The following is a 20277-nucleotide window of genomic DNA, read 5'->3' as shown; positions in this document are numbered from 1 at the left end:
CTTTAATTTATGTCTTTTACAAAATCAATCTTATATATTTTTCTGCTAAGCATTGTTTCGTTTACAGGGTTTAGTCAAGGATTTTTAAAGGCCGATGGCAAAAAAATAGTCAATGCAAAAGGCGAGAATGTTTTGCTCCGCGGTTTTGGTTTAGGGGGCTGGATGTTGCAAGAGGGCTACATGCTCAAAATCAACAAAGAGGCACAACAGTACCGCATCCGCGAGCGCATAGAGGAACTGATGGGCCCAAAACAGACCCAGGAGTTTTATGATGCCTGGCTGGCCAACCACATGCGCAAAATAGATGTCGATTCGATGAAACGCTGGGGTTTTAATTCCATCCGTTTACCCATGCACTACAATTTATACACCCTTCCGGCAGATAAAGAGCCTGTTGCAGGCAAAAATACCTGGCTGGAGAAAGGTTTTACCCTAACCGATAGCTTACTAGCCTGGTGTAAGGTCAATAAAATGTACCTGATTTTAGATTTGCACGCTGCACCCGGCGGACAAGGAAACGATTTAAACATCGCCGACCGCGATCCATCGAAACCTTATTTGTGGGATAGTGAGGCCAATCAGGAAAAAACGATAGCACTTTGGAAAAAACTGGCCGAGCGCTATAAAGATGAACCTTATATTGGCGCATACGATATTTTGAACGAACCCAATTATGGTTTCTCAAACCCTGATGAAGATAAAAACGGAACAAAGGAAAAAGTAAATGCACCTTTAAGAAAATTAATGGTCGAGATTACCAAAGCCATCCGTGAGGTTGATCAAAAACATATCATTATTATCGAAGGCAATGGTTGGGGCAATAATTACAATGGCATTTTTCCATTATGGGATAAAAACATGGTTTTGAGTTATCATAAATACTGGAATTATAACGATCAGGCTTCAATAGCACATATTATTAAAGCCAGAGATGAGCAGAATGTTCCGGTTTGGCTTGGCGAAACAGGAGAAAATTCGAATGTCTGGTTTACGGATGCCATCCATCTTTTAGAAAAAAATAATATTGGCTGGTCTTGGTGGCCATTGAAAAAGATAGGGGAAAATAATCCGATGGAAATTAAATCGAACCCTAATTACGACGCGCTGGTAAAGTACCTCAATAACGGTGGAAACAAACCTAAAGACAGCAATGTATACAGCGGTTTAATGGAGCTGGCTATTTATTCGAGATTAGAAAATACCATCATTCACAGCGATGTGATCGATGCCATGATCCGTCAGCCCTTTAGTAACGAAACCAAGCCGTTTAAGCCCAATTTAATTAAAGATAAAAGCATTGTGTATGCTGTAGATTACGATTTAGGTAAAAACGGCAAAGCTTATTTTGATACCGATACAGCCGATTACCATACTTCAACAGGAAAACGATCAAGCGGAAACCGCGGTCGGATTTACAGGAACGATGGTGTGGATATTGTTAAAGATTCTACCCAGTACGAAAAGTATTATGTAAACCATATCGAAAAGGGGGAGTGGCTGCAGTACACCGTAAATATTTCGCAAAAAGGGACTTACATTTTAAAAATAAATGCTGCGGCAGATAACGCCGGAGGTAGGATTACCATTATAATCGATGGCAAGGTGGTAGCTAAGGATATTGTGGTGCCTAATACCGGAGACAATAAGAAGTTTACAACATTTGAGGTTAAAAAGCTTGCTTTAAAAGCAGGTAGACAAAAGATTAAAGTTTTAACAGCTGTTGGCGGTTATAATTTTGGTTATATTCAATTCGTAAAATAAAACAAAATATCATTTTGAAAGGCGTAAAACGTATCCTGCTTATTTTGGGAGCAATTGCCATTGCGGTTGTTGTTCTTTCGAGATGCATGAATGTGGCCGACCGATTGCCTGAAGATGCGAGAGGCGAGGCCTATGCCGGAGCGGCTACCTGCGCGAAATGCCATAAAGATTTATCGCAGTCTTATGCACATAGTCCGCATGGTTTAACCTCTAAGCCTGTTGTAGATGCTGCTTTGTTAAAAATTTTCGCCCCTGATTCGAATAGTTTCCAATATGATGCAAACCAAAAAGTAATAGTAGAAAAGAGAGACAGCGGTATATTTCAGGTCGCTTATCAGCATGGAAAAGCTGTGCGTGCGCAAAAGTTTGATATGCAGTTCGGTTCAGGCGAAAAAGCCTTTACTTATACCTATTGGCAAGGAAAGAAAATGTACGAACTGCCTTTATCTTACTTTGCTGCTATTAAGAATTGGGCCATCAGCCCTGGTTTTCCAAAAGAAAGCTTTTATTATGATCGGGCGATAACGAGCCGTTGTTTAGAGTGCCACGCTTCTTATGTAGATATTAAAATCACACAAAAATCTACTTTTTCAAAAGATGAGGAAATGGAAAAAGGCTCCGTTATTTATGGGATAGATTGCGAACGTTGCCATGGGCCAGCTAAAAAACATGTTGTTTTTCATATGGAGAACCCCGAAGAAAAGACTGCAAAATTTATCACATTGTATAAAACACTTAGCCGTAAACAAAAGATGGATGTTTGCGCTGTTTGTCATTCGGGCAATACGCTGGTAGCACAGCAATCTGTATTCGGTTTCCAGCCTGGCGATGATCTGGATGCTTATTATTCGCAGGATTTTACAGGTTTTGGTGGTGGTAATATTGATGTACACGGTAACCAAAGCGCCATGTTACAGGGCAGTAATTGCTATCGGAAAAATGAAACCATGACCTGCCAATCGTGCCACAATACACACGAAAATATTAAAGGAAACTTAAGCCTTTATTCGCAACGCTGTATCAATTGCCACAAAAGTACCAAGCATAGCAAAGCCACTTTAGCAAAAGGGTTGCTGAGTACCAATTGTATCGACTGCCATATGCCTAAAGAATCTTCAAAGCTGATTACCTTTCAACAGGCGGGAAAAGATCATTTAAGTCCATACCGGTTACGTTCACACCATATTGCCATTTATCCCGTTATTAATAAGTAAAACCTAAACTTGTATTAAGAAATTCCCCACTATCCATTAATAGGGCTTGGATTTCGTACATTTGGTTTCCACCTTAAAAATTAGATAGTAGCCAATATGCTCGTAAAACACTACTTAGCTTTATTCTTCCTCCTTTTTTTCTCAACCACTATTTTTGCTCAAAAGAAATTTACACTTAGCGGCACCATCCGTGATGGCGGCACAGGTGAAACTTTAATCGGCGCTACAGTAAGGATTACTGGAGCGTCAACCGCGGCAACTTTAACCAATAACTATGGCTATTTTGCCTTGAGCCAACCTGAGGGAACTTATACCGTTTCTGTGAGTTATACAGGTTATGCGGCTGTTGTTAAAACCATCAATTTAACAAAAGATACCAAGTTAAATGAGGAATTAAAAAGTGCAACTGAGCTGGCAGAAGTAACGGTAAGTGCTAATAACCGTAAAAACGAAAACGTTAAAAGTGCACAGATGGGCCTGGAGCGGATCGATATGAAATCGCTCAATTCCATTCCGGTGCTGCTTGGCGAAAAAGATATCTTAAAAACCATCCAGCTGTTACCAGGTGTAAAATCGGGTGGTGAAGGGAACACAGGTTTCTATGTTCGCGGTGGTGCCGCCGACCAGAATTTAATCATTTTAGATGAAGCCGTAGTGTACAACTCTTCGCACTTGCTGGGCTTTTTCTCTACATTTAATGCCGATGCGATTAAGGATGTAAGTTTGTACAAAGGTGGCATGCCTGCACAATACGGGGGCAGGTTATCGTCGGTTTTAGATGTTAAAATGGACGATGGGAACAATAAAGAATTTAAATTTCAGGGTGGGATCGGACTGATTGCCTCACGTATAAAAGCAGAAGGGCCGATTGTAAAAGACAGGGGTTCGTTTATGGTGAGTTTCCGCAGAACGTATATCGATCTGTTTTTAAGGTCTTCGCCCGATTCGACTGTAAATGGGAGTACGTTAAATTTTTATGATATTAATGCAAAGGCAAATTATAAGATCAACGATAAGAACACCATTTATATTTCCGGCTATTTTGGTAAGGATAATATCGGGGTTAAAGATCTGTTCGAAAACAATTGGGGCAATGTAACCACCACCATCCGTTTAAACCATATTTTTAGCGATCGTTTGTTTTCGAATACCTCATTAATTTACAACAACTACAATTATACCGTTCGCTTATTAAATGATGCGACCAATTTTAAAGCAACCTCACTGGTTCGGGATTTTAACTTTAAAGAAGATTTTCAGTATTTCAGTAACAAGCATATACTTCGCTTTGGTATCAATGCCACACAGCACCGTATTTCGCCGATTGATATTGATAGTGATGAAGCATCGCAGGTAAATTCGCTTACACAGGAAAGGCGTTATGGTATCGAATCAGCAGCTTACATTTCTGACGAATGGGCCGTAAACGAACATTTAAACTTTTTATATGGTGTACGTTTGGCTGCTTTTTCTTTAATGGGCCCTGGTAATTTTAGCACCTATGATGCCGATGGAAACATCCTGTCGACAGAAAATGTAGCCAAGGGAAAATTCCATAAAAACTACTTTAACCTGGAGCCACGTTTTTCGGTGAGCTATCTGTTTAACGAAGAAAATTCGATTAAGGCGTCTTATAACCGGAATACCCAGAACGTCCATATTTTAACCAACGCTACTTCCAGCTCACCGACCGATCAGTATGTGTTGAGCAGTACCAATATAAAACCCGAAATTGCCGATCAGGTGGCTTTGGGGTATTTCAAAAACATTCAGGATAACAATTATGAACTCTCGGGAGAGATTTATTATAAGTGGCTTCAGAATCAGATCGACTATAAAAATGCGGCAGAACTGTTGGCCAACTCAAATGTAGAATCAGAACTTTTATATGGAATAGGCAGGGCTTATGGAATGGAACTATTTTTTAAAAAGAAATTTGGCAAGCTGAACGGTTGGGTAGGATATACCTTATCGCGCACCGAACGTAAGTTTACCGAACTCAATAATGGTAAATATTTTCCCGCAAGGCAAGATCGCACGCATGATATTTCGTTAGTGGGCATTTACAACATGACCAAGCGGTGGACATTCTCTTCGAGCTTTATTTACAGCACTGGAAATGCCGTAACCTATCCGGCAGGGAAATACAGTGTTGGCGGACAAATGGCTTACTATTATACGCAAAGAAATGCAGGCCGAATGCCTTATAATATGCGATGGGATGTAAGTGCGACTTTAGAGGGGAAACCCGGTAAGAAATACCAATCGAGCTGGAATTTTGGAATCTATAATTTATTGGCCCGAAAAAATCCGTATGCCATTGAATTTATTACCGATCCTGATCATCCAGGCAAAACTGCTGCCCAGCAAACTTCGCTGTTCGGTCTTATCCCATCAATTACCTGGAACTTTAAATTTTAAAAGCATGAAAAAACTGTTTATATACTTTTCGCTGTTCACTCTCTGTTTTACAGGTTGCAAGAAAATTATTCAAATTGATACTGAAAATGCTGATCCGCAGCTAGTAATTGAAGGTAGAATCAATGATCAACTGATTGATCAGGAGATTAAGATCAGCAAAACCATTGGTTATACCGAAGCGAATGTTTTTCCGAAAATTTCGGGTGCAAGTGTAACTGTAACCGATAATAAGGGGAATACTTATGTTTTTAAAGAAGGTACAACTCCAGGAACCTATATCAATAAAATGAAAGGCGTGCCCGGTGTTACCTATAATTTAAATGTTATTGCCGAAGGGCAAACTTACACCGCCAGCTCAAAAATGCCCAATGTGGTTAAAATGGATTCGATAGGAGTGATTAAAAACTTTTTCTTTGGGAGAGAGCGTAAAACCGCTGCCGTATTCTTTAAGGATCCAGCCAACGAAACCAATTTTTATCATTTTAACCTGTATGTAAATGATATTTTATCGGAACGTTTCTATGTAAATAACGATCGTTTAACAAATGGAAACGACTTAAGGATCCAGTTATTTTTTAAACCACCTACTAACGACCACGACAGTGATGAGTTGAATTCGAACGATAAGATTAAAATAGAAATGGAGTGTATCGATTCTAATGTTTTCGATTATTGGTATGCTTTAAGTCAGCAATCGAACCGGGGGCCAAACCAGGGTACAACTCCGGCCAACCCCACTTCTAATATTTCTAATCAGGCACTCGGCTATTTTAGTGCCAATACTTACCAGGTGCTATCAGCAACTGTGAAATAAAATCTTTTTGGTCATTCGAATTGATTAAAAACAGCTTAGAATTTTTACTGTTAAATAAACATGAAAGTATTTATAAGTGGCAACATTGCTTCAGTTGGCATAAAAGAACTGGAAGAAAACAATATTTCGATTACCCAGTGGAAAGAAAACCGACAGATTACAGCCGAAGAACTGATTGAGGCCTGCCAGGATCAGGATGCCTTGATCAGTGTTGGTCCGAATAAAATTAATGCCCAATTTTTAAAGGCCTGCAGCCATTTAAAGGTGATTGCTTTACACGCTGTAGGGTACGATCAGGTTGATGTGGCTGCGGCTAAAAGCTTAAATATCCCCATCGGGAACACGCCTGGTGTTTTGAGCGGGGCAACTGCTGATACAGCTTTTTTACTGATGCTTGCTGTTTCGAGAAAGGCCTTCTTCGCGCACAAAAAAATCATTAAAGGCAAATGGAAAAACTATGAGCCAACCCCCGAACTGGGTATTGAAGTAAATGGCAAAACCCTCGGCATTTTTGGCTTAGGGAAAATTGGATTGGAGATGGCAAAAAAATGTATTGGCGCCTATCAAATGCCAGTAATTTACCATAACCGATCACGGAACGAGGAAGCTGAAAAAGAAATCGGAGCCAAATATGTTTCATTCGAAGAACTTTTGGCACAAAGTGATGTGCTCTCCATCCACACAGCGCTAACGCCCGAAACGAAGGATAAATTTACGCTTGATGTTTTTAAACAGATGAAACCCAATTCAATTTTTATTAACACGGCCAGAGGTGGTATTCATAATGAAAAAGATTTGATCCGGGCGCTGGAAGAAAAGATCATTTGGGGAGCAGGCTTAGATGTAACCAATCCTGAGCCAATGGATAGAGATAATCCTTTGCTATCGATGGAAAGTGTTGCAGTTTTACCACATATTGGTTCGGCTACGGAAGAAACCAGGGCGGCCATGGCCCAGATTATTGTTAAGAATGTTCTGGCTGGATTGAAAGGAGAGAAGCTGCCGTTTGAGGTATGAAGAAGGATTAAACTTTTATGATTAGTTAATGTTCATAGTCTGATGGCTATGATCCCTTAACTATACAGATCTAAAATGGTTGATAGTCTGTTAGCTATTGGCTATGGACTATCAACCATGGACTGTCTACATTAATTTATTTTACGCTGTACTTAAACACCGATCTTCCTAAATTTCCGTTGGCATCTATACCTTCGATAATTACTTTATACTGGCCTTTACCATCTGCGTTGTAATATTCGAAAGAAGCATTACCCGTAGCATCGGTTACCACTTTAGGGTTCCAGTAGATGGTTGTTCTTAAATCGTTGCGGTTCATGCTTGCAGGAACATCATATTTTGGAGAATAGAACTGTTTTTCTTTGTTGTAACCCTGTGGTGAGAAGGTAAGTTCGTAGTATTTGGGTAGCATATCCAGCAACTGCGCTTTAGATATTTTAGTGCCTTTTGGTGCTTTCTTCTGGTTGAATACGATCACCCCGTTTACATTATTTGCACGATTAACCAAGCCTAAATCATCTCTTAAAAATACCTCAACCGATTCGATCTGGTTGGCATCTAATGTATTGATCTGGTTTACATCCACGTTCATTCCATTGATAAAGATACCCATCGGGATTTTTTTGCCCTGATTATAATCTCTGCTCACATAGAAATTGTTATCTGCAAATGTAACACCAGCCAACATGCCCTGTAAACAGTTAATCAATAAGCCACAACCTTTTAACCGGTCTCCACTAACTTCATGGTCGGCCATTTGGCTTAGTCCGCTCAGTGCGGGATAGTCCTTATGACTTACTTTTGGAACAACCGCGGCTTTAATGTTTACATCTTTTAAGGTATGTAAATAAGCGTATTGTCTTTTGCTGTTATCTAAGTAATTGGTTAAAGCACTGTCTATATTTAAAACTTCTTCAGCAGCACTAAAGTTTCTGGTTAATGTAGGTACCGGTGCACCATTTAGGCTTAAGGTCATGTTTTTATAGTTTACATTATACTTAGCGGTAATAGTCACTTTAGAGGAGTCGTTAAACACCAGGTTTTGGAATTTAAAATTCCCAACAGGATCTGTGGTACTTTCTAAATTAAAGCGTTTATCAGGTATGGTTAATAACAAAGCTCCTTTTCTAACCGGTATGCCATTGTTCTGTCTTAAAATACCCGAAATTTCGATGCCTTGCTCTGGTAAGAAATCAATTTTAGGTAATTTATTGGCAATAATATCAGTGTATTTAAAACTGCGGTAGCCCTGGGTAAGTAACAATACATCTAAATCTGCGTTTTTCTTCTCATCGGGTGCATTAAAGTAATAATTTGCTTTTTCGATATAACCCTTAACATCGCTGCTTAATAACAGGCCTGTTAAAATCGTGCTGGTTGCATCCTCGTTTGATGGAACCTTCGATTCATCTACAACAGCTACCGAGAAGCTGCCTTCTACAGGGGCGCCATCTTTTTTAGCTGCCACGTTTATTTTAACTTTTTTCTTGATTCCGTAAGTAGTTGCAGCACTGGTTAAAGTTACGGCCATGGTATTTTTATGCTGAACAAAAACCAATCGCTCGCTTAACGGTTTACCGTATTCATTAAATAAGGTAAATTGTGCAATTCCATTCGGGAATTTAGATTTAAGTACGGTGGTATTATACGTTTTGTTCGATAATGCTGTTTGCGCACCATAGCAGATAACACCTTTACTCTGCGCAATTAAATAAAGCTTTTTGCCCTGGTTTTGCTCAAAGAAAGCATCATTTGCTGCAATTTTTATGGCTATATTATCTGGGCTGCTGTTATCTATATTTACAGTAACACCATTTGCTGCAACTGCAGGCAAATTATAATTTTGAGTAGTACCATCAGCATAAGTAACTGTTGCTTTGTAGGTTTTTCCAGCTTCAGCCAATAAGTTGAAACTGCCCATCCCTAAATGCTGAGCGGCAAAAGCAGCAACAGTTTTGCCATCGCTATCGGTTACTGTACCTTTTGAGTTAATGCCCAAACCATCACTTTTAATGGCTTTAAAGGCGACCTTGTTGGTTAAGCCGGCAATTAAACTTCCACCTTCAGGGAAGAATTGAAAATCTTTGCTTAAAATAGCATTTTTAAGTTGAAAGCTACTGCTCGCCACATCTTTATCGGTTGTATTAATGCTGGTAATCAGTTCGCCTTTTTGTAATTGATATTCTGCCTTTTGTGCATTGCTCATGGCTATTGTTAAAAAACCATTGGCATCTGTTGTGCCCCTTCCTTTGGCAATAACTGTATAACTCGTAACCACTTGCCAGCTTACATTTTTATTGGCGTAAGGTTTATTATTGGCATCTTTAAATTGTACGCGTGCATCAATTTTCTCCAACTTATCGGTAGAGGTATTTTTATAAGTGATATGGGTTTTTACTTCTTTATCAATGGCTTCTCCTACATAAAAAGTCTTGTTAAAATAAGCCGGATCTTCACTGTTTAGCATCCATAAAGTATACGCCCTGATGTGGTAGTTACCTTGTTTGTAATTAACCTGATCTAAGGGGAAACTGCCGTAAGCAAAACCGCCTGTAATGGGTAGTTTTAAGGTTTGGATAAGCGAATCTTTCTGATTGATCACATCTACATAAATGATCTTACTAATTGCAGATAAGAAATTCTGGTTTTCGGTAACATAAGCTTTAAACCAAACCGTATCGGCAACAGCATAATAAGGTTTATCGAAATGAAGATAAATTTTTTCTGCAGGATAATCGCTCAGCACCTTATTTGTTTTGTTAATGATGCTGTTTATGCTAATGGTATCGGTTTGAGCCGATGAAGAAAAACTTAGTGCTGATAGAAGTGACAGTATTATAAACGATAATCTAAAAATCTTCATGGATTGGATATTAAATGCTAAGCCCGTAAATATATCCAATTATAAATAGAGCACATAAAATGTGATGATGTTTAACATTTTTTTACAAAAGATTTAAGTTCATTGGTCATTAGTTCACTGATTAATTCCCGTATACCGTCCTCCTGAACTTGTTTCAGGATCTAATATGTGGATACTTTTTAAGGTTAACTGATTAATCATTTAAATCGGTTAATTGTCTGCAAATCCCAGGCTGGTTCGATGGACGTTGGTTCATTCTGTGCGATACATTGGGAGGCGTCATCGCAATATGTTCTAAAACAAAACAGGCCGCTAAAATAGCGGCCTGTTTTAAATTATGATGTTGTTTGCCTGTTATTTAAATTCGATCAAAAATTCTTCTTTAGGTGAACGTACCTTTTTAAGGTTTACCAACCAATCGCCGGCTTCATCCCTGTGCCCTAGTGGCAATAGCGTAACACTTTTTAAACCTTTTTTATCTAAACCTAAAAGTTCATCTAAAGCCGGACCATTAAAGCCTTCCATCGGAGTAGCATCTACTTTTAGCAAAGCTGCTTCTGCAATAGCGATACCGAAACCGATATAAGCCTGACGGGCTGCATGGTTAAAGTTTTCTTCAGCAGTTCTGGATAAGATCATGCCTTTTAATTGCGCTTTGTAAGCATCGGTTCCACTTTCAGGTAAACCACGCTCCGCATTCATTCTGCTAAAAACAGCATCAATACCTTCTTCTGTATAGTTTTCGTTGGCTGCGAAAATTAATAGGTGAGAAGAATCGATAACCTGCGATTGGTTATAAGCAATCGGTGCGATTTTCTCTTTTAACTCCTGGTTGGTTACCACAATTACTTTAAATGGCTGTAAGCCAGAAGATGTTGGTGCCAGGTGCGCTGCAGCAATAATTTTATCAACTTTTTCTTGTTCAACAGGTTGACCGTTCATTTTCTTAACGGCATAACGCCAGTTTAGGGCATCTATTAAGCTCATATTTCTGAAGATTTTTTTTAAATTTTATGAAGCAAATATGGATATAAGGAACAAGCCTATTGTTGATGTATGGTAAGAAAAATTTTTGTTCGCTATCGGTTGGCTTCCAGCAACGGTAAAGAGCGATTTTCCATAGCCGTTGACTTCAGTCAACGGAAAAATGTGAAAAAGACTTATGCTATCGGTTGGTGTCTCACCGGCCGAAATGGAACTATTTCTTGAATCAGAAAATGAGTGGCTGGTGGTTCTTGGCAGCTACAGCCCCGCTTTCGCTTATAATCCTCGCTGCGCTCCGGGCTATTTCGCTCTATCGGGTTTAGGAACAAGGGTTTGTGCATCTTGCAACCCCACAAATGAAATACTGTTTGAGCCACCTAGCCCCGGTTGAAGTGTTACCCTGCAGCAACGAGGCACGAGGAAACGAAGCGTAAAAGCGCAAAACGGGAAGAAACTTATTGTTTTGTACAGGCCTTGCGCTCCAGATGAAAATTTTTTGCTTGGTCTCGGTTGGCTAAAGCCAACGGTAAAGCTGGATTTTACTTAGCCGTTGACTTCAGTCAACGGTAATATTAAGGCACAAACCTCAAATCGCTGCGTACGGGGAAGTGATCGGATAATTTGGCCTGGGTAATTTTGTAGTTTAGTACCTCTAAATCTTTAGAAGTGGCGATATAATCGATCTGAAAATTGGGGAACTTGCCATTATAGGTTTTGCCAAAGCCATTGCCCTTTTTAATAAAACTATTGTTTAATCCGGCGGTGATCTGGGTAACCACATAAGAAGCCGGGGTATCGTTAAAATCGCCGGCAATAAGGTAAGGCGTTTTACAGGTTGCCATTTCCTTTTTCATAATATCTACCTGACCGCTACGTTTCAAGAAAGCACTTTTTAACATCCTTAAAATACGTTTCGATGGTTGCAGTTCGGTATTCATTTCCTTTACCTTATCCAGGTATTCGTAATCCTGTTTTTCGAAAGAGATAGATTGAAAGTGTACGTTGTAAACCCGTAAGGTTTTTCCTTTGATGTTGAGGTCGGTATAAATACTCATGTTACCGGGGAAACCTTCAACAAAAGGAATTTTACCAGAATCTTTAATGGGGAATTTAGAAAATATAGCTAAACCCGTGGCCTCGTAATCGTTTTTATTTGTGGGTACGAAGTAATAATATTTTGTGTTTAACAGTACTTTTAGGCTATCAACCGTATCAAAAGCACCTTTGTAACGGGTAAAAAATTCCTGGAAACAGATGATATCAGGATTTTGATCTTTTACCACCTGAAGCATTTTTTCCTTTACCGATTCGGTATTGTCTTCGCCATACAGTTTAAAACTGTGCACGTTGTAAGTCATCATCCTGATGCTATTGTCTGCTTTTTCAGTGCCACCTTCATCGCCACCAATGGCAAAGGTTGCTTTTAAAGTTTTAGCACCTAGTGCGATAACCAGAACGGTAGCGATTGCAAAAATCCATTTTTTGCTTAAAAACCACCAGACCAAGAAGATAATATTAACGAATAAGACAAAGGGATAGGCAAGACCGAAAAAAGCAATAATGGCATGTTTTCTTGGATCCATATTTCCGGCAAGAACCCCTAATAGCAGAGCAATTGCCAATACAACGGCAATGGGCAAAAGGAGTTTATCCACTAAACTATATTTCTTCTTTTTTGTGGCCATTAATCTTTACTTGCCTTAAATAGTTTTTCTTTTTCTACTGCTGTTAATTTATCGTATCCTGAGGTTGATATTTTATCTAAAATGGCATCTATCTCCTGTTGAGAAACGCCGCCTTTAAATTCGGGTTTTTTAACAGGTTTTTCATTCCGGACTACCTTTAGTTTTGGTTTGCGTTCGAACAGCTTACTCCAATCCCTTCCGCTCTGCAAACTTTTAATAAAGGTAAAGCCCAATAAGGCGCCACCAATATGCGCTAAACTTCCGCCTGCGTTTACTGAGCCTATGGCAATAAAATCGAGTACAAAGTAAATAATGGCAATCCATTTAATTTTAACCTCGCCAAAGAAAAGCAGCATGATGCTATAATTCGGTACCAGTGTTGCGGCAGCGAAAATAATGGCCATTACTGCTGCAGATGCACCCACAATGGTTACACCAGCTAAGCCACTGGCGTAAAGCGGAAATATATTTAATGCAGCAACGGCAAATATGCCTCCAAATAGTCCGCCGGCTATGTATACAAAATGAAACTGACGGCTTTTTAGAAAGTTCATGAATATGTTGCCGAACCAGAATAAGCCAAGCATATTGAATAGGATATGAAGAATCCCATCATGAATAAACATATAGGTAAACAGGGTATAAAAGCGCTCGGGCAGTTTAGAAATATTTGCTGGCAGCGCTAAATAATCGCTTACGAATATATCAATAATATCACCTTGGCCGCTTAGTTTGCTTAATACCCCAATAACAGCGATAACCAAAAACAGCATCACATTAATCCCGATGTAAAAGAACAATGGATTGCCAGATTGAAAAACCTTGTATTTTAAATCTTTGAAAGTGTTATTCATAAAGCGTATAAAATGTATCGTTTTTGTCTTTCCATATTTTAACGAGTATAAAGCCGATCAGGGCTCCCCCAAGGTGTGCATAATGGGCAATAGAATCGCCTTCAAACTGGGCAACACCCAAAGATAACTCTACTAAAATATAAATTGGTATAATGTATTTTGCTTTTACCGGAACAGGAATAAACATGATCAGTAATTCGGCATTTGGATAAAGCATGCCGAAAGCAACCAATAAGCCAAAAATAGCACCAGAAGCACCAACCATACCACCAAAATATATCCCAAATAGTGTTTTAACCTTAGCAGGTGAAGCATCTGTTGCATTATATAAATCGCTCAAGCTTAATTTGTTTCCGGCTGTAAAAGTTCCTAAGATCTGATGAACCTCGTAAGCTTGTACAGCCCATTGTAAAAACAAAGCACCTAGGCCGGTTACAAAATAAAATATTAAGAATTTTTTAGCTCCCCAACGCGATTCTAATATACTTCCAAAAGAATACAAGGCAAACATGTTAAAAAAGATATGTGCTATTCCGCCATGCATAAACATGTAGCTAATTGGCTGCCATAACGCAAACTTAGGAGAATCAAAATAATATACAGCTAACCGATCATCAAGGTGAAGATTTGTAAGCAGGTAAGTAGCCGCGAAAAATAAGATGTTAATAATCAGCAGGTTTTTTACTACTGGTGGAATATATATGTTATTCATTTAATTTTAAAAATCGGTTATTGTTTAAACTGGTTAATCGACGCTAAACGCCTAACTCCAAACGCTGAACCTGGTTAATTGTTTAAACTGGTAATCGGTTAACTGTTTCATATTGCTCTTTAGCTTCAAGTTTTATTATGCCATTTAATCTTCTGACTTCCGACTCCGGACCTCCGACTTTCCTAACCTTTCTCAAACTTCTTATCCAGCTCTGCCAAAGTAATGGTTTGGATAATAGGTTTGCCACTCACGCTAAAGTTAGGTGTTTTACAGGCAAAAAGCTCATCAATCAGGGTATTCATTTCCTCCTGACCAAGACTTGTTCCGGCTTTAATGGCACTATTTTTTGCTAAACTTCTGGCCAGGCTATCGCGTTTGCTTAATTTTAGTTCCTGCTGCGAGTTTTTAAAACCTTCGATCAACTGTTCAAATAATTGCGTTTCGTTAATATTGCTGCTGCCTAAGTCAACGGGAACGCCTTCTACTACCAACGTATTTTTTCCAAATTCGCGTACATCGAAGCCCAAACTTTTTATATCATCCAATAAACTTTTTGCCAGTTCGAAATCGTTGGCGTTAAGTGTAATGGTTTGCGGAAATAAACTCTGCTGCGATGCACCTTTGCGGTCATCCAGATGTACGAGAAAACGTTCGTAAAGGATCCGCTCATGTGCCATTTGTTGATCGATCACCATCAATCCCGACTTAATCTGCGAAACAATGTAACGGTTGTGCAATTGCATGTACTGCTTTTGCTTGGTTTCTAAAACAGTCTCATCAGCATAAATAGAAGTTTGTTCTACAATTGGCTGTTCTGTTATTTCGTAAAGCGACCCCCAGTTTTTAGCACTTGGTTTGGCTTCATAATTTCTTGGCGATGAAGCATAACCCGATGTAGAACTACTATCGCTTGCAAACGGATTAAAATCAGGATTGAAATTAATGCTCGGTGGAACAATATCTTCAACCGCTTTATGGGTAATCATATTGCTGAAACCTGTTTCCTGATCAAAATCTAAAGTCGGCGAAATGTTATAACGGCCAATTGAACGTTTTACCGCCGATTTCATGATGGCATAAATGGATTTTTCATCCAGATATTTAATCTCTGTTTTGGTGGGGTGAACGTTTACATCAATTTTTGATGGATCGATCTCTATAAACAGTAAATACAGCGGATAACTGTCATCCGGTAATAAATCTTCGAAAGCTGAGCTTACCGCGTGGTTTAAATACGGATCTTTAATGAAGCGGTTATTCACGAAAAAGAACTGTTCGCCCCTGGTTTTCTTTGCAAAAGCAGGTTTACCGATATACCCTTTTAGGTTAATAATGGTCGTTTCTTCTTCAACGGGAACCAGACGTTCGTTATAGTTGTTGCCAAAAAGGTGGACGATACGTTGTTTTAAATTGCCTTTTGGTAAGTTAAAAATCTCGGTGCCATCGTGGTGCAGGCTAAAAAAAACACCAGGATGTGCCAATGCTACCCGTTGAAATTCGTCCAGGATATGGCGCATTTCAACCGGATTACTTTTAAGGAAATTCCTTCTGGCAGGTGTATTGAAAAATAAGTTTTTAATCGAAATCTGTGTTCCGGGCGAGGTAGCAACAGGTTCCTGATTGGTTACCTGTGCACCTTCGATGGAGATACAGGTGCCGATTTCATCTTCATGCCTGCGGGTTTTCATTTCTACCTGCGAGATTGCCGCAATAGAAGCCATGGCCTCGCCACGGAAACCCATGGTACGGATGGCGAATAAATCTTCGGCTTTCTTTACCTTCGAAGTGGCATGGCGTTCGAAACACATTCTGGCATCGGTAACGCTCATCCCACAGCCGTTATCTATAATCTGAATCAATGCCTTTCCGGCATCTTTTACTACCAGTTGAATTTTATCTGCGCCGGCATCTATCGAATTTTCGAGCAATTCTTTTACCGCAGAAGCAGGTCGTTGAACAACTTCTCCGGCAGCAATTTGATTGGCAACAGCATCAGGCAATAAGTGAATAATATCAGTCATGTATTAAGGCAAAGTGAATTCGCTAAATTATGCAAAATAAGCTTAAAGAACCCGATTTGTTTAAAACTCAACATGTAAATGACTGTTGGTAAATAGGATTAATTGCTTCTATTGGTTTTATTTACACCAGTTGTCATCCTGAGCGGAGTCGAAGGATATGGCTGGAAAGAATTAATTCTTTAGGCTTAAATTTTTTGTTTTTTTTGAAAAGCAGGTTCCTGTGCCAATCGGTTCGGGTAGTCCCGCTGTCCGCTGTATCTTTTTGGCTGCCCTTCGACTCCGCTCAGGGCGGCCGCCAAAAAGTATACTGCTCCCATCGGGTTTATTTTACAGCGGCATGGCGTAAAAATCTGTGTTTTTCTGTGTAAATCTGCGGGCAAAAAACAATTGCTATAAAGGCTTAGCAGGATGCTGAGACCAAGCACTGTAAATCATTTCTGTAAAACCGAATTTACAAAGCCAAATGCTTTCAATTTTCTATCTTTATCGATATGAAATCTATCTTATACAGTCTCTTTTTTTCGCTGCTGTTCACTTCATGCACTAAAAAGGAAAAAGTTGATGTAATTGTTTACAACGCAAAAGTTTACACCGTTAACAGCAAATTTGATACGGTTGAGGCTTTCGCAGTAAAAAACGGCAAAATTTTGGCACTTGGTAAAAGCGATGATATTCAAGCCAAATATGCCGGTAAAGAAGAAATCAATGCCCAGGGCAAGGCGGTTTATCCAGGTTTTATCGATGCCCATGCCCATTTTTATGGCTATGGGCAGAGTTTGCAAACAGCCGATCTACGGGAAACAAAATCATGGGATGAAGTACTTGCCCGCTTAACCAACTTTGCTAAAACACACCCCGATGGTTGGCTTATTGGTAATGGCTGGGACCAAAATGATTGGGCAGATAAATCGTTTCCAACAAACGAAAAACTGACAGCGCTTTTTCCTGATCGTCCGGTATTCCTGAATCGGATTGATGGTCACGCCGCAATTGCCAACCAAAAAGCATTGGATGATGCAGGCATTAAAGGCGAGCAAAAACTGGTAGGGGGCGATATGCTGAGTCAAAACGGAAAACTAACCGGAGTTTTAATCGACAATGCTGTAGCCCTGGTGGAACGTAAAATTCCTTCTCCGGATGCCAAACTCGCCGAAAAAATATTTACGGATGCTCAAAAAAACTGTTTTGCAGCAGGTTTAACCACTATTGACGATTGTGGTTTAAGTTATTTGGCTGTTGATTTTATTGAAAAACTGCAGAAAGAGAAAAAACTTAAAATGAGGCTATACGTCATGCTTTCTGACGAGCCTGATAATTATAAATATTTATTTAATCGTGGCCCGATTAAAACTGACCGTTTAAATGTGAGGTCATTTAAAGTTTATGCCGATGGCGCTTTAGGATCACGTGGAGCTTGCCTAATCCATCCTTACAGCGATATGCCCAATAAAACCGGTTTTCTGCTGAGCGATCAAAAACATTTTGAAGAAGTGGCCAAAAAAATAGCAGCCAACCATTTTCAGATGTGTACCCATGCCATTGGCGATTCGGCCAACCGCGTAATCCTGAATATTTACAATAAAATTTTAAAAGGTAAAAACGATCAGCGCTGGCGTATTGAACATGCACAGGTCGTTAACGCTAAAGATTTTGACCTGTTCGGCAAAGCCAGTATTGTCCCTTCCGTTCAACCTACGCATGCTACTTCCGATATGTATTGGGCCGGTCAGCGTTTAGGTGCCGAAAGATTAAAAAGTGCTTATGCCTACAAACAATTGTTAAAACAAAATGGTTGGATTCCATTAGGTACCGATTTCCCGGTTGAAAACATTAATCCATTATTAACGTTTTATGCAGCAACAGTGAGAGAAGATGCAAAAGGTTTCCCGAAAGGAGGTTTCCAAATGGAAAATGCTTTAACACCCGAAGAAGCTTTACGTGGAATGACCATCTGGGCAGCAAAAGCCAATTTTGAGGAAGAGGAGAAAGGAAGTTTGGAAAAAGGCAAGTTAGCCGATTTTGTCATCCTCGATCACGACATTTTGAAATCAACACCACAAAACATATTAAAAACCAAAGTTTTAAAAACCTACCTGAACGGAGAAAAAGTATATGAAGCGAAATAGATTGTATATCCTGGCAGTAGCATTTTGCTGCAATGTTTTATGTTTAATGGCCTGCGCACAGGAACATACAGCAAATGAGAAAAAACTTTCCATTGCCAATGCCATTTCCCGTACAACGGTATTGTTGAATAACCAAGATGCTATTGTTCCTTTAAAATCGCTCGATAAAAAGAATATTGCTTCGGTGAGCCTGAGCTTTGCCTACAGTACCGTTTTCGATAGTTTGGCGAATAAATATGATAAAATCACCTCATTTTCTGCCGATTCGTACAAAGACAGCGTAAACCTCAACGATTTAGAAGATGACCTTAAATATTTTAATACTGTTTTAATTGCCATTGATGATCAGAATGTAAACAAAGCCAAATACATTAACTTTATTAATAGCATCAGTAAAAATAAACAGGTTATTATTTCCTTTTTCGGCAATGGGCCAGGTTTAAAATCATTCGATCTGTTAAAATCGCCAATTGTGTGGACTGCCCAAAACAATGCAGATGCGGCTGCTATTGTGCCACAATATATTTTTGGTGGCATTGCTGCTTCGAATAAATTAACAACAGCATATTCTGCCCGTTATACCATGGGGTCTGGCTTTACTACAACTGCCATCCGTTTAAAATATACCGTACCCGAAGATGCGGGCTTAAATTCGAACAACTTAAAAGAAATTGATGCCATTGCCGCTGAAGCGATTGCACAGAAAGCAACGCCAGGATTAGTGGTTTTGGTGGCTAAAGATGGCAAGGTAATCTTTAACAAAGCATATGGCACACATACTTATGATACCAATGTGCCTGATAAAGTAACAGATATTTTCGATCTGGCCTCTGTAACCAAGGTAACGGCAACCACACCGGCCGTAATGCGTTTGTTTGAAGAAGGAAAGTTGAAATTAGATACCAATATCGGTGCTTATATCCCAAAGGCGCGTACTACGCCGATGAACAACATCCAGGTTCGCGAAGTGATGTTGCACCAGGCAGGTTTTATTCCCTATATCCCTTTTCATGATTATGTGAAAACCGGCGATTACAGCAGGGATTCTTCAGCAGCTTATCCGACCAAAGTGGCCGATAACTATTATATCAAAAAAGGCTTTTTTAAGGATTTTATGTGGCCTAAAATGCTCAATTCGCCAATTAAAACACGCGGCAAATATGTGTACAGCGATATCAGTATGTATGTAATGAAAGATATTGTGGAGCATATTAGCGAAGAGCCTTTAAATCAATATACCTACGAAAACTTTTACAAACCATTAGGCATGCAAACAGCGGGTTTCTTGCCGCGTAACCGATTTAAACCAGAACAGATTATCCCAACAGAAATGGATACCTACTTCAGGAAGACTTTGTTAGTGGGCTATGTGCACGATCAGGGCGCGGCTTTGGCGGGTGGAGTTTCTGGGCATGCGGGTTTATTTGCCAGTGCCAACGATCTGGCCATTATTTATCAGATGCTTTTAAACCGCGGAACTTATGGTGGGGTAGAATATTTCAAGAATTCGACAGTAGATATGTTTACCTCGAAGCAATCGAATGTTAGTCGTAGGGGTTTGGGTTTCGATCGTTGGGATCCGGATACGACTAAACATTATCCCTCGGAGCTTGCTTCTCCACAAACCTATGGCCATACCGGTTATACCGGAACTTGTGTTTGGGTAGATCCATCCCGTGGTTTGGTATATGTATTTTTATCTAACCGTGTTAATCCTACTGTTACCGATAAGTTATCGAACTTAAAAATTAGAGGTAGGATAGAAGATGTGGTAAACAAAGCCATCGACGAATCGAAGAAATAAA

13 protein-coding genes are annotated in these 20277 nt (G+C 39.5%); 7 read left to right on the top strand and 6 right to left on the bottom strand.

The window, feature by feature from the left end; all coding sequences use genetic code 11:
- Positions 1 to 9 precede the first annotated feature (9 nt).
- From ACN9MR_RS19430 to ACN9MR_RS19410, 5 genes are all read left to right on the top strand, one after another.
- Complete coding sequence (locus ACN9MR_RS19430) at positions 10 to 1761, top strand: cellulase family glycosylhydrolase (RefSeq protein ID WP_426326192.1); 1752 nt, start codon at positions 10 to 12, stop codon at positions 1759 to 1761.
- Between the two features lie 14 nt (positions 1762 to 1775).
- Positions 1776 to 2975: a cytochrome c3 family protein gene (locus ACN9MR_RS19425; RefSeq protein ID WP_426326190.1), complete on the top strand. Its 1200-nt coding sequence runs from the start codon at positions 1776 to 1778 to the stop codon at positions 2973 to 2975.
- Between the two features lie 96 nt (positions 2976 to 3071).
- Entirely contained in the window at positions 3072 to 5396 is a 2325-nt protein-coding gene (locus ACN9MR_RS19420; protein WP_426326188.1) for a TonB-dependent receptor, read from the top strand.
- A gap of 4 nt (positions 5397 to 5400) precedes the next feature.
- Entirely contained in the window at positions 5401 to 6210 is an 810-nt protein-coding gene (locus tag ACN9MR_RS19415; protein WP_426326186.1) for a DUF4249 domain-containing protein, read from the top strand.
- Positions 6211 to 6270: 60 nt separating this feature from the next.
- Positions 6271 to 7227 (top strand): 2-hydroxyacid dehydrogenase, encoded by a 957-nt coding sequence (locus ACN9MR_RS19410; protein ID WP_426326184.1) that lies wholly within the window; start codon positions 6271 to 6273, stop codon positions 7225 to 7227.
- A 136-nt stretch (positions 7228 to 7363) separates the two neighbouring features.
- Here the strand turns inward: ACN9MR_RS19410 and ACN9MR_RS19405 are convergent, their stop codons facing one another.
- The 6 genes from ACN9MR_RS19405 to mutL all read right to left on the bottom strand — a co-directional run bounded on the left by ACN9MR_RS19405 (position 7364) and on the right by mutL (position 16346).
- Positions 7364 to 10090, bottom strand: coding sequence for a carboxypeptidase regulatory-like domain-containing protein (locus ACN9MR_RS19405; protein WP_426326182.1), 2727 nt, complete (start codon positions 10088 to 10090; stop codon positions 7364 to 7366).
- Between the two features lie 354 nt (positions 10091 to 10444).
- Entirely contained in the window at positions 10445 to 11077 is a 633-nt protein-coding gene (locus ACN9MR_RS19400) for a nitroreductase family protein (RefSeq protein ID WP_426326180.1), read from the bottom strand.
- Positions 11078 to 11646: 569 nt separating this feature from the next.
- Positions 11647 to 12759: an endonuclease/exonuclease/phosphatase family protein gene (locus tag ACN9MR_RS19395; protein ID WP_426326178.1), complete on the bottom strand. Its 1113-nt coding sequence runs from the start codon at positions 12757 to 12759 to the stop codon at positions 11647 to 11649.
- Positions 12759 to 13613 (bottom strand): rhomboid family intramembrane serine protease, encoded by an 855-nt coding sequence (locus ACN9MR_RS19390; protein WP_426326176.1) that lies wholly within the window; start codon positions 13611 to 13613, stop codon positions 12759 to 12761. The genes ACN9MR_RS19395 and ACN9MR_RS19390 overlap by 1 nt, the downstream gene beginning before the upstream one ends.
- Positions 13606 to 14325, bottom strand: coding sequence for a rhomboid family intramembrane serine protease (locus ACN9MR_RS19385; protein WP_426326174.1), 720 nt, complete (start codon positions 14323 to 14325; stop codon positions 13606 to 13608). The genes ACN9MR_RS19390 and ACN9MR_RS19385 overlap by 8 nt, the downstream gene beginning before the upstream one ends.
- A gap of 182 nt (positions 14326 to 14507) precedes the next feature.
- Positions 14508 to 16346: a DNA mismatch repair endonuclease MutL gene (gene mutL / locus ACN9MR_RS19380; protein WP_426326172.1), complete on the bottom strand. Its 1839-nt coding sequence runs from the start codon at positions 16344 to 16346 to the stop codon at positions 14508 to 14510.
- A gap of 491 nt (positions 16347 to 16837) precedes the next feature.
- Between mutL and ACN9MR_RS19375 the strand changes: the two genes are divergently transcribed.
- Both ACN9MR_RS19375 and ACN9MR_RS19370 read left to right on the top strand, forming a co-directional pair.
- Entirely contained in the window at positions 16838 to 18472 is a 1635-nt protein-coding gene (locus ACN9MR_RS19375) for an amidohydrolase (RefSeq protein ID WP_426326170.1), read from the top strand.
- Positions 18459 to 20276, top strand: coding sequence for a serine hydrolase domain-containing protein (locus ACN9MR_RS19370; protein WP_426326168.1), 1818 nt, complete (start codon positions 18459 to 18461; stop codon positions 20274 to 20276). The genes ACN9MR_RS19375 and ACN9MR_RS19370 overlap by 14 nt, the downstream gene beginning before the upstream one ends.
- Position 20277 lies beyond the last annotated feature (1 nt).

The sequence above is a fragment of the Pedobacter sp. R-06 genome (assembly GCF_049913135.1).
In the GTDB taxonomy this organism is placed as follows: domain Bacteria; phylum Bacteroidota; class Bacteroidia; order Sphingobacteriales; family Sphingobacteriaceae; genus Pedobacter.
The sequence above is the reverse complement of the archived record's forward strand: the minus strand, read 5'-3'. Positions and strand labels throughout refer to the sequence as shown.

Bases quoted from the DNA above. Each gene is read 5' to 3' on its own strand.
- ACN9MR_RS19405 (WP_426326182.1), bottom strand. From the start codon at position 10,090: ATGAAGATTTTTAGATTATCGTTTATAATACTGTCACTTCTATCAGCA.
- ACN9MR_RS19410 (WP_426326184.1), top strand. From the start codon at position 6,271: ATGAAAGTATTTATAAGTGGCAACATTGCTTCAGTTGGCATAAAAGAA.
- ACN9MR_RS19395 (WP_426326178.1), bottom strand. From the start codon at position 12,759: ATGGCCACAAAAAAGAAGAAATATAGTTTAGTGGATAAACTCCTTTTG.
- ACN9MR_RS19390 (WP_426326176.1), bottom strand. From the start codon at position 13,613: ATGAATAACACTTTCAAAGATTTAAAATACAAGGTTTTTCAATCTGGC.
- mutL (WP_426326172.1), bottom strand. From the start codon at position 16,346: ATGACTGATATTATTCACTTATTGCCTGATGCTGTTGCCAATCAAATT.
- ACN9MR_RS19385 (WP_426326174.1), bottom strand. From the start codon at position 14,325: ATGAATAACATATATATTCCACCAGTAGTAAAAAACCTGCTGATTATT.
- ACN9MR_RS19400 (WP_426326180.1), bottom strand. From the start codon at position 11,077: ATGAGCTTAATAGATGCCCTAAACTGGCGTTATGCCGTTAAGAAAATG.
- ACN9MR_RS19375 (WP_426326170.1), top strand. From the start codon at position 16,838: ATGAAATCTATCTTATACAGTCTCTTTTTTTCGCTGCTGTTCACTTCA.
- ACN9MR_RS19370 (WP_426326168.1), top strand. From the start codon at position 18,459: ATGAAGCGAAATAGATTGTATATCCTGGCAGTAGCATTTTGCTGCAAT.
- ACN9MR_RS19415 (WP_426326186.1), top strand. From the start codon at position 5,401: ATGAAAAAACTGTTTATATACTTTTCGCTGTTCACTCTCTGTTTTACA.
- ACN9MR_RS19420 (WP_426326188.1), top strand. From the start codon at position 3,072: ATGCTCGTAAAACACTACTTAGCTTTATTCTTCCTCCTTTTTTTCTCA.
- ACN9MR_RS19430 (WP_426326192.1), top strand. From the start codon at position 10: ATGTCTTTTACAAAATCAATCTTATATATTTTTCTGCTAAGCATTGTT.